Here is a 10,770-nt window from a genome sequence, read left to right as displayed (position 1 = left end):
ATTCTTTATGTTGTACAACGGTTGGTATAAGAATAGTGCGGTTTTGTGTCCGAGGATTTTCCGTAGGAAAATCAGAGAGACCAAATACGCGCTAACCTTTTGATTTAGGATTAAATTTAAGCATTATTTTTATACATTGTTGTACAACGTTTTTTATTCAGTTTTCAATTCAGACGATTTATTCCAACCTTTAGAATTCAGCATCGCAATTTTTAACATTTCCATTGCTTTGTCCAAAGATTTTGTCGCTCCTTTCACATATGCGTTTTCCCAAGGTTCCGATTCTTTTGGAATCAGATATTCAATATGATATTCATCCATTCCAGTTGTCAGAATAACATAAGTTTGAGAAGTGTAATCATTTTCAGTTTGTAAAATCAGATGGTAATGAGAAGTCAATCCCCAAATTTCAGTTTCTTTAAATTCCGAGTTAATTCTGTCAATCCAATTCAGCATTAAAGTGCCAACACCTTTTGAAACAACATTGGGTTCGTTTTTTACTTCGGTGTAAAATTCAGTCAGAGTTTTACTTTTTTGGTCTGTATTTCGTCTAATCGGCATTTTTGGTAAATGTTGTACAACGTTGATGTATAAGATTAGTTGCGTGTTTTAACCACTAAAGTTAGCAAATAAATCACAGATAGAAAGTCCGCGAGGACTTTCGTAAGTAGGCTAGAACCAGCAATTAATTTTATACGGTGTTGTACACAGTATTTTTAATTATTATAAGGGTTCATAATTCCAATTGGTTTATGACCTTGTTCTTTTTTCAATTGTCTTTTATTAAAACTACCTTCAAATTCATTCGAGTATATTGTCAATTTTTCATTGATGTAAAGTTCAAACCTAAACTTTGTTTTAATTTTCCCTTTCACGCAAGGTGCTGAAAAATCCCAGTATTCATTCGGTTTTATGTAAACACTATGATAACTATTTCCACACCAACTACTTGGTAGATATTCTATGTCTCTCCACTCATTTTTATAGAACACTTGTCTTTTCAAATATAATCTACTGTCTTGTGCTGGTAATTCTGATATAGAATCCGATTTATTAATAATAAATACTTTAAAACCTAAAATTCCTTTTTCAAATTCAGCAGTCAATTCAGGTTTTACAATGATTTCTAATTTGTTTGATTTTGAATATTCCGATATTTCAGATGTTAGGTTTTTAGGTGAGTTTTTATCTTCGTAAAATCCACCAAGAGCAGTCGAGTCAACTTGACTTGTTCCAGCATAAAAATATCCACGTAGTTTAAACTTTACATTCAAACATTCTTGTCCAAATGATATTTGAGATGCGAATATTCCAAGTGCAATAAGAATTACTTTTTTCATAAGTTTAAATTTTAATTCAAACATATTGGATTATTATTATCATTTCAAGTTGAATTTAGTGAAAGTACACTTTCGATGAGTGAGTGCGCCGATATTGTGTACAACGTTGTTGTATATGGTTTGTTGCGTGTTTCAAGCAACTAATTTACTAAATAATTACCGACCAAGAAAGTCCGCGAGGACTTTCGCAAGTAGGCAAGAAGCCAGCAATAAATTATATACGGTGTTGGCAACTGGCTTTTATTCTTTCCTCAATTCGTTCAAGTTCTTTTTCTCCTAATTCGATTTTAATTTTCTCTTTATTTTTTACAATTAGAACCTTGAATTTTTCAAATTCAGTCTTATTTTTTTTCCAAAATTCAGTTGGTATTTTTGAAACAGAATCTAATAAATCTCCTTCATACAAATTCCCTTCTGCTATTATATTCAGTTCAAGTTTTTTTAATGCAATTCCAATTAAAAACTCAATTCCGATTTTTTGGAAAATCAAAAGTCTAATTTGTTCAACTGTCAATTCAGAAAGTTTGATTTTTCTATATTCAAAGCATTTCTCAATTAAATTAGTTGGAAATTCAGATTCTTTTTTCCAATAATTATTTTCTAATTGTTCGATTGATTTTTCTAACATTTTAATTCATTTTTTGATGTTTTCTAAATATTAGAAAAATAGAATTTAAAGATGAAATTAAAAATGGTATACTTGTCCAAAAAGCTATTTCATAAACAGAATTATAACTCCAATTTCCAGATGATAGAAAATAGACTGAAGTCCACAAAAGTAAAATTCCAGCAATTTCAAGTATTCGTTTATAGAATTCAGATTTTAGAAAAATACTTATAATTAACAATACTTTTCCAATTAGTGAGATAAATCCAATTGACATAATTTTATCGTTGAATTCCCCACTCAAAGTAAATCCATAATCGTCAATTAAATTTGGAATACTTGCAATATCTATAATTCCCATTATTCCAATTCCGTGACCAACTCCAAGAATTATAAATGAATGCAGAATTATTGTAATTATTATAGATTTCGTTTTACTTTTTTTCAAGGTTATTATTTTTCAACGTGCTGATTTTTGCTTGTTGCCAACGTTGTTGTATAAGCTTTGTTGCGTTGGTTAAGCAGTGAATTTACTAAATAAAAAACGAACGGCGAAATTCCGGAGGAATTTCCCAAGTGAGCTATAACCAGCAATAAAGTTTATACGGTGTTACCCAACGTTTTTTTATTCAGTTTCTATTTCTTCGTAAATATCATTTATAGATTTGTTAAATTTTTCCTTTAAATGTTTATTTACTAATTTATTATAACATTCCATTTCTGTTCTTAAAAGACAACCCATTGAAAAATATTCAATATCATAATTTGATTCCATATTTTCTCTCATTCCAGAAATTGAGGCAATTCCAAAATGAAAGTATTTCAATTCTTCTTTTTTTAAGTCAGTTGCAAATCTACTTTCCATTTTTTCACAGGTTTCTAATTCGGTATATTCAGAAAGGCGATTTTGTCGAAGTATATTTTCAAAATTTTCAGTTAAAAGATGTATGTTCAGAATTAGAGAAATTCCAAATGCTACAATTATTATTTTAGTTAAAAATTTTCGGTATTTTGTAATAATAAAATAAAGTCCAAAACTAATTAATACAACTAAAAAAAAGATTTGAGAAATTTCCAATTCCGTTTTAAAATCATACCAATACCACATTTTAACAGAATTAAAAATCATTAGAAAAATTCCAATAATTCCTAAAGTGAGAAGTAAGTATTTCGTTTTTGAGTTCATTCGGTCTTAATGTTGGGTAACGTTGTTGTATAAGCTTTGTTGCGTTGTTTAAGCAGTGAATTTAGTAAATAAAACACGAACGGCGAAATTCCGAAGGAATTTCCCAAGTGAGCCAAAACTAGCAATAAAGTTTATACGGTGTTACCTGTAGTTTTTTTATTCCTCTATAACTTCTGTATAATTAACGGGAATTATTTCAGTTAATTCATTCCACTTTAGATTGTCATTTTTTTCATTCGATTTCATTAATTCATTTAGATTATTTCCAAATTTTTCAATTGCAAATTCATTTTTCGTTTCGTTATAAGCTGTATAGATTTTGTTCCTAATTTTACTGTACTTTTTATAATTCAGTTCTTGGTGATACGAAGCTGAAATAATAACGTATTTATTCATAAGAATTTTTCCAGAATAAGTAAATTCCTTTTTGATAGTGGTTGGCATTTCCTCATTTTCTGAATTCGGGGATAAGTATTCCTTCAGTTTTTTAACTATCAAAGTGTCATTTACTATTTCTCCTTCAATTTTAACTTCTCCATTTTGATTTACGTTAATTTCAACAATATTCCTTTCCTTAATAATAAATGGTTCAGATTTATTCCTAATATTATTTATATAATTGTCAAAATTGTAATTCAATTCAACAACTTTAAAGTCAGGTTTCAAAGCTTTTTCAACATTTTCCTTACAAGAAAGAAATATTAAAATAAATACTAGTAAGTATATTTTCGGGATTTTCATTTTTTTTAATTACAGGTAACGTGTTTGTATATGGTTTGTTGCGTGTTTTAAGCAACTAATTTAGTAAATAATTACCGACAAAGAAAGTCCGCGAGGACTTTCGTAAGTAGGCTAAAACCAGCAATAAATTATATACGGTGTTAGCATAAGTAGTTTGGCATTCAGCTTATTCATTTTCCGATTCAAATTCAACATTTTCTATGTTACTTTTACTAAAAATAACTTTATAAATAAGTGAATCGTTATTTTGAGTTGGAAATTTTTCAATTAATAAATTTATGAATTTTGCTTTCTCCTTTTTTCTCATTGTATCTAGATTATTATTTAGTTGAGCAGCTAATAATCTATTTTTCTCATTCGTTGTATAGTATACTGTATTTGTAGAATCTAATTCTACATATTTTACCATTCTATAATTATCAATATCAAATGAATTTATTTTTTTAGGTAATTTTCTGTGTAAAAATTTATTTAGATGAACAGAATCTGATAAAAGAGAATATGCGTTTTCAATAATTCTTGCTTTTCCAAATTCTCCTTTTTTGTTAACTACAAGATGTGCAGGAATTCCAGATAGGTTGAATAAATTTCTTGTTTTTGCGTAATCTTTAGATATTAATTGAATTCCTGAAGGTTTATTTGATTCAATATATTTTTTCCATTTCTCTTCGTCTCCATCTACTGAAATGTCTATAAATACTATGTCTGAATTATTCTTAAAATCTGCTTTTAGTTTTTCAAGTTTTGGTTTTTCTGCACGACAAGGTCCACACCAAGTAGCCCAAAATGAAATATATAATGTCTTATTTTTCAAAGATTTTAAGTCAAATGATTTAGATTGTGAATCTAAAAAAACTGATTCTGGCAACAAGTTGCTCTTCTTTTTAGTAAAATCCCAAATTGTCTTTCCATTTATTAATTCTCCATATTGGTCTAATTTTATTGATTCTCCTTGTCTAATAATTAAAGGTTGTGAAAAAAGGAAATATACAAATAGTCCACTCATTACTCCAATTGAAGCTAATTTGATTGTTTTATTAATCTCGTTTCTTGTTATTAATAAACTTATTGTTGCAAATAAAACAAGAAAATAAATTAGAGGAAAATAAAAGCACCTCATAGGAATAAATATGAGAAGTGATATATAAAGGAAAGGAACAAGTTTTAAAGATGTTTTTCTATTAATTAAACCAGAAATGTAAAATCCTATTGCGCAAATTAACAATGCAATCCATTTCAACTGGTCATATTCATATATTCGTATGACATTAGTTAATAAGAATACAATTATGAAAAAGGGAAGTGCTATTGAGAAAATACCTAAAATGATTTTAGATATAATGATTAGAGTTTTTTTCATTTATTAAATTCCTTTTCTTAATTCAATTCAGGTTTTGAGTGAGTGAGCTATTTATGCTAACGTTGTTGTGTATTAAAAGTTGCGTGTTGTGGCACTAATTTAACAAATAAAACACAGATAGAAAATCCGCGAGGATTTTCGTAAGCTAGCTTTCACTAGCAATTTTTTTTACACGGTGTTAGTTTTAGTGCTTTTTCCACACAATACTTAATTTCTTTTTTTTTATTTTATTTCTTTTTCAAATTTAAATTAATTTACTCGTGCTTCATTTAAAATGGATTTAAAATCGTTTTTTAAATTTTATTCATTTTTTTTAAATTTCATAATACTAAAAAATATATTTTATTCACGCAGATTTTTTCCATTTTGTTTTTAAAAATTAACTGTTCTAAGTTATATTAATTTATTTCTAAACTTTGTTGATTAAAAAAAAACATAATTTAAAAATACATTTTTACAAACGATTTTATTTTTATTCCACACAGAAATTCATTTTGTCATTTCTAAGCTAAATTAATTATGGATCATTTTTTAAATTTAGACTTTAATTTAAACTTTCTTAGAAAACTAAATTCTGGAAGAAAATAGATGTTATAGCGTTCATTTTTTTCCTTTTATTAATTTCTATTAGCTTTAATAAATAACTTAAATTTTCTAAATTCTGAAAACTGGCTGATGCATTGAAACCAACGTGTTTGTATATGGTTTGTTGCGTGGTTAAGCACGTAATTTAGCAAATAAAAACCGAGTAGAAAATCCGCGAGGATTTTCGTAAGTAGGCTAGAACTAGCAATAAATTATATACGGTGTTGTGCATAGTTATTTATTACGTTCTATATAATATTTTTCGGTTTCTTTATTTGTCAAATTTCCGTTATTGTCAAATGTTTTAATAATTGTTTTTCTTTTCTTATTCTTGTAAATCTCATACTCTTCCAAATTTCTATTTTCATCGTAGTAATCAACTCGTTTGTATTTGAGAGTCAGATTTTCATAAAAGTATTGAGCTCGTAATACTCCGTTTTCTCGATATTCTTTGATTTCAATGGGTTTTCCATTTGAATATGTTCCTTCAGTTCGCTTATTTCCATTTTCATAAAAATCAGTTTCTTTTCCATCACATACTTTTTCACAATTTAGATAAGTCCAACGTCTTGAATGTAATTCATTTCCTCCAGCAAAGAGAATTTTTGGAATTTTAATAGTGTCATTTTTTGTTTTTAAAGTTGTTGAGTATTGAAGTACCCAATTATCAATTTTTTTATAGACTGTTATTAAATCATAATTCAAGTCAGACACATACAATACATCAAATTCAGGTTCAATTATTTCATTTGAACAGTCATCGTAAAAAACTAAATTCAGATTTTCTTTTCCGCTGTTTTGGCTAAAACTCGAGAAGCTTATAATTAGTAGAAAGATTGATTTTAGTAGTGTTTTCATAATTATGCACAACGTTGTTGTATAAGCTTTGTTGCGTGGGTTTAGCAGTGAAGTTAATAAATAAAACACAAACCAAGAAAGTCCGAGAGGACTTTCGCAAGTAAGTAATTAGTTAGCAATAAAGTTTATACGTTGTTACCTAAAGTACGGGATTATTCCCAAAAGTACATTGACATTACTGAACCTTTATTTTTTTTTGAGCGTGGGCAAAATTACTGACGTAGGAAGTAAAATTTATTTTTGTGTTGTTTTTTTTAATTTAATAAAAAACTCAATATATTCAATTCCATTTAATTTTGTTACTTCTATTTTATGTTCTATTTCTGTTGCAGATGACAGCCAACGAATGAATTTAATAGATAATAAAAAACCTTTTTTATCATTAATTGCAATATCAAAATAAACTGTTCTTCTTTTTTCAAGGAGATATTTGAAAACAATACTTCTTACAACTTTCCTAATTTCAGAACAATATTTACTATCGTTAGAACCTAATAAGTGAACTAAAGAAACTTCGATATATTTTCCGTTTAATGATTCTTCGAATGTAAGTTGGAATGGATTTTTGTTACTGTCATAAAAAGTAAAAACATCTATACCATAGATGTTTTCTCTTGTAGCTACAATCATATTTTATGCTATTCTCATTACTTGTTTATAAGTAGAAACAGCCAAGTCCATTAAAGTCTTCTTTCTTTCAATAGCTTTCTGTATTCTACTAATTTTAGCATCAGTAGGATTTTCGTCAAGTTTGTAGACAATCTTGTTATTGTCTAAATAATCTATTATAGAATTTGTTTCCATTTTTTAGGTATTTAAAATTAATAACCCATTTCAAGCTACAATATTACAATAAGTGTACCATATTTTACCACACTTAACCACTTTTAACAATTAATATAGAATTGTTCTAAATAGCTTGTATTCAATATTAGCTTTATTTATTAGACGTAATAACTCCAATAAAGTTACAAAAACAATTCAATTCAGCGCAATATTCCGTATATTGATTCCGCAAACAAGCTAAAAAAAGCGTTGGCAAAAAAATAAAGATTATCAGTAAGAATGTTAATTAAAAGACGTTTCCTAAGTATTTTAGGTAACGTTGTTGTATAAGCTTTGTTGCGTGGTTTAAACAGTGAATTTACTAAATAAAACACGAACGGCGAAATTCCGAAGGAATTTCCCAAGTGAGCTATAATTAGCAATAAAGTTTATACGGTGTTGCCAACTGTTTTTTTTCTAAAATTTGGATTATATTTCTCATATTTCAAATCAAAATTTGAGCTTAAAAATTCAATTGTTGGTTCAACGTATTCCTTCTTTTTTAAATCTAATATTGATTCACGTTTTGTATGTCTTTCATTCAAAATGTTAATTTCAAAGGTTTTATATATATCTGCTAAATCTGGTTTTGCATCACTAAACCAAGCAAGTTTTTGAGATTTCCTAAATTTCAATACTGCTAATTTTGGTGTTTCAGAAATGTCAATTCGTGTTTTGAAAAATAATTTTCCTAAAAAAAATGAACCAATATAAAGACTAGAATTTCTTTTCAAGAACCCTCTTTTCAGAAATGCTATTGATATTAGGAAAATATAAGAAATAATACAAAGTGAAAGAATTAAATAATCTTTCATACTTAAATTATTTCTGAATAAAATGAAAATTTTAGTTAAAAAAGGAGCTCCAAGATAAAGTAGAAATGTAATTTTTTGATGATTAGTAAATCTATATTCTAAAATAATTTTTTTCATTCAGAGTGTTTTCCTAAATAGTTGGCAACGTGATTGTGTATGATTAGTGGCGTGTTTAAGCACCTAATTTAGCAAATAAAAACCGAATAGAAAATCCGCGAGGATTTTCGTAAGTAGGCAAGAACCAGCCATTAATTATACACGGTGTTGCCACACGTTTTTATTCCGCAATGGTTATTCCGTTTTTCATTTCTTTTTCACTCGGTTTCTCAAACCAAGTTTCCATAAAATCAAAATTTTCTTTGCTAACCTCGAATTCAAATGTTTCTCCTTTTTCGGTATTTCTTTTCATTACTCTTTTCAGCCGAGTTTCTTTTGAAATATCCAAAAAATGAATTTTCAGTTCGTATCCTTTCGATTCCGCAAACTTTCTAAACTTCTCCCGATGCTCGAATTTTGAAAGTCCCAAATCCAGAATAGAGTCAGTTTTTGCGTTTTCTAATTGCGTTATTAATTCCATTATCATTTCTTCCGCTCTGTCAATTCTTTCTAAAAACCATTCTAATCCGTCAGTCGGTTTTTTGTCGGGCAGAAATAAAGTCTTGTTCCACTTGTCAATCGAAAATATTATTCCGTTATTTTTTTCTTTTAATTCCGCTGAATAGGTTGTTTTTCCAGAACCAGTATTTCCAACTATCAGATTAATCATTTACGATGTTTTTTTTTAATGTGTGGCAACGTTGTTGTATATGGTTTGTTGCGTGTTTAAACACCTAATTTAGCAAATAAAAACTGAATAGAAAATCCGAGAGGATTTTCGTAAGTAGGCTAGAACTAGCAATAAATTATATACGGTGTTGTGCGTTCGTTATTTTTTATTTGTTAATGTTTTTTGAAATTGAGCATTTCGTTTTTCCCATTCCACTTTATCAATTTCATAATGCTTCTTAAATTCTGCTAACATTTGGTCGTACTCAATTTTTGTAAATTCAAATCCATTGAGTTTATCAAACCATTCAACTTTAGAACCAACTTTTTCTGCCTCAAATTCCGTTGTTCTGTCAATTCCGATTTTATTCCACTTAATTATATTTCCGCAATTTTGTATTTCAGCTACAATTAAAGTGCAAGAAAAATCACAGTCATCTGGACACATTAAGATTGGGCAAATTGAGATTTCATTTTCATTCGGTAAAATTCTTTTATGGACAACCTCTTTCTCTTTTGGTATTTCCATTCCAAAAAGTAAAGTAGGAATTGTTCCGCCATAAAACTTTTCAGGATATAATTCTTCAAGTTTTTCATCGAGCCAAAAGTTGTCAATCCGATAATTTGCAAAATCATCAGCATTATATTCGCTTTTATCTATTTCAACTTTTATCGTATTCATCGGTTTTTTTTAATGACGCACAACGTTGTTGTATAAGATTAGTTGCGCGTTTTAAGCACTAAAGTTAGCAAATAAATCACAGATAGAAAGTCCGCGAGGACTTTCGTAAACTGGCTAAAACCAGCAATTAATTTTATACGGTGTTGTGCTTAGTACTTTTTCGGTTCATATTCGTAAATGTGTTTCCAGCGTTCTTCTCCTAAATGATTTAAATGAACTTGTTCTTTAATAATTCCATTTTCGTAATATTTATATTTTGTCGAGTTATTATTTACACTATGTGAAGTGTATTTGTCTATTTTATGTTCGTTGCTCATTATTCTATATTCTTTTACTTTATTTAATTCGTTATAAAAGAACAATTCGATTTCATATTTATCCGTAAATCTTCTTGATATTTCTGAAAGATTATTATTTCTATCATAGGAATAATTTCCAATCCAAATAGTATCAGAATTCCGAGTTTCTATTTCCTTTATAATTCTATTTTTAAGATATTTATATTCTTTCCAAGTTTCAAAATGTTTTCCTTTTACATTTTTCCCGCTTTGAATTAGTTCTCTTTTTAATAAGTTGTTTGAATCATAAAATTTAGTTTGCTCAAATTTTATTGTATCTCTATTCACAGTTTTTTCAGTAGTAGAGAAATGTCCAATTAAATTGTCATTTTTGTCGTAAAATAGAAGTTTTCGAAAACCAAAATCACAATTATAACCACGACTACAATTATAAGTTTCAATTAATTTATTGTCATCGTTATAAATCAGTTTTGTTCGATATTCAAATCCGACTGTTTCAATTAATAAACTGTCTTTTGAGAAATATTTAATTCCGTTTAGATTTTCTTTTGAAACTTTATCGGAATATTTAAGTTGTTTATATGCAAAGTCAATCTGATTACTTATGTCAGTAAATTCATTTCTTGATTGACAACTCGAAATGATGATTAAAAGTAATAAGATTGATTTTATACGGTTCATTTTTTGTATGTCTTGTCCTGAAATAT

The 10,770-nt window shown here is 27.8% G+C and carries 14 protein-coding genes; all 14 read right to left on the bottom strand.

Annotation, left to right across the window (positions count from 1 at the left end):
- Window positions 1–153: 153 nt before the first annotated feature.
- Window positions 154–561, bottom strand: a complete 408-nt coding sequence (locus tag KO506_RS12930; RefSeq protein WP_215995341.1) for a hypothetical protein — start codon at window positions 559–561, stop codon at window positions 154–156.
- Between the two features lie 155 nt (window positions 562–716).
- On the bottom strand, window positions 717–1,340 hold the full coding sequence (locus KO506_RS12925) for a hypothetical protein (RefSeq protein WP_215995340.1): 624 nt from the start codon (window positions 1,338–1,340) through the stop codon (window positions 717–719).
- Window positions 1,341–1,554: 214 nt separating this feature from the next.
- Window positions 1,555–1,968 carry a contact-dependent growth inhibition system immunity protein gene (locus KO506_RS12920; RefSeq protein WP_215995339.1) on the bottom strand — a complete coding sequence of 138 codons (414 nt, stop codon included), beginning with the start codon at window positions 1,966–1,968 and terminating at the stop codon, window positions 1,555–1,557.
- Between the two features lies 1 nt (window position 1,969).
- Window positions 1,970–2,395, bottom strand: a complete 426-nt coding sequence (locus KO506_RS12915; protein ID WP_215995338.1) for a hypothetical protein — start codon at window positions 2,393–2,395, stop codon at window positions 1,970–1,972.
- 177 nt (window positions 2,396–2,572) lie between these two features.
- On the bottom strand, window positions 2,573–3,133 hold the full coding sequence (locus KO506_RS12910) for a hypothetical protein (RefSeq protein ID WP_215995337.1): 561 nt from the start codon (window positions 3,131–3,133) through the stop codon (window positions 2,573–2,575).
- A gap of 156 nt (window positions 3,134–3,289) precedes the next feature.
- Window positions 3,290–3,874 carry a hypothetical protein gene (locus KO506_RS12905; RefSeq protein ID WP_215995336.1) on the bottom strand — a complete coding sequence of 195 codons (585 nt, stop codon included), beginning with the start codon at window positions 3,872–3,874 and terminating at the stop codon, window positions 3,290–3,292.
- Between the two features lie 166 nt (window positions 3,875–4,040).
- Window positions 4,041–4,880, bottom strand: coding sequence for a TlpA family protein disulfide reductase (locus KO506_RS12900; RefSeq protein ID WP_215995335.1), 840 nt, complete (start codon window positions 4,878–4,880; stop codon window positions 4,041–4,043).
- 1,173 nt (window positions 4,881–6,053) lie between these two features.
- Entirely contained in the window at window positions 6,054–6,677 is a 624-nt protein-coding gene (locus tag KO506_RS12895) for a toxin-antitoxin system YwqK family antitoxin (protein ID WP_215995334.1), read from the bottom strand.
- A gap of 234 nt (window positions 6,678–6,911) precedes the next feature.
- Complete coding sequence (locus KO506_RS12890) at window positions 6,912–7,307, bottom strand: hypothetical protein (RefSeq protein ID WP_215995333.1); 396 nt, start codon at window positions 7,305–7,307, stop codon at window positions 6,912–6,914.
- A gap of 3 nt (window positions 7,308–7,310) precedes the next feature.
- Window positions 7,311–7,481: a hypothetical protein gene (locus KO506_RS12885; protein ID WP_215995332.1), complete on the bottom strand. Its 171-nt coding sequence runs from the start codon at window positions 7,479–7,481 to the stop codon at window positions 7,311–7,313.
- 410 nt (window positions 7,482–7,891) lie between these two features.
- Window positions 7,892–8,434 (bottom strand): hypothetical protein, encoded by a 543-nt coding sequence (locus KO506_RS12880; protein WP_215995331.1) that lies wholly within the window; start codon window positions 8,432–8,434, stop codon window positions 7,892–7,894.
- 160 nt (window positions 8,435–8,594) lie between these two features.
- A complete protein-coding gene (locus tag KO506_RS12875; RefSeq protein ID WP_215995330.1) occupies window positions 8,595–9,083 on the bottom strand; it encodes an AAA family ATPase in 489 nt (162 codons plus the stop codon).
- A gap of 159 nt (window positions 9,084–9,242) precedes the next feature.
- On the bottom strand, window positions 9,243–9,764 hold the full coding sequence (locus tag KO506_RS12870) for a hypothetical protein (RefSeq protein ID WP_215995329.1): 522 nt from the start codon (window positions 9,762–9,764) through the stop codon (window positions 9,243–9,245).
- Window positions 9,765–9,913: 149 nt separating this feature from the next.
- Window positions 9,914–10,770, bottom strand: an 857-nt coding sequence (locus KO506_RS12865; RefSeq protein WP_215995328.1) for a hypothetical protein, incomplete at its 5' end; no start/stop codon positions are given.

This window comes from Polaribacter vadi (assembly GCF_018861005.1).
Lineage (GTDB): Bacteria > Bacteroidota > Bacteroidia > Flavobacteriales > Flavobacteriaceae > Polaribacter > Polaribacter vadi_A.
This window is presented reverse-complemented; position numbering and strand designations above follow the sequence as displayed.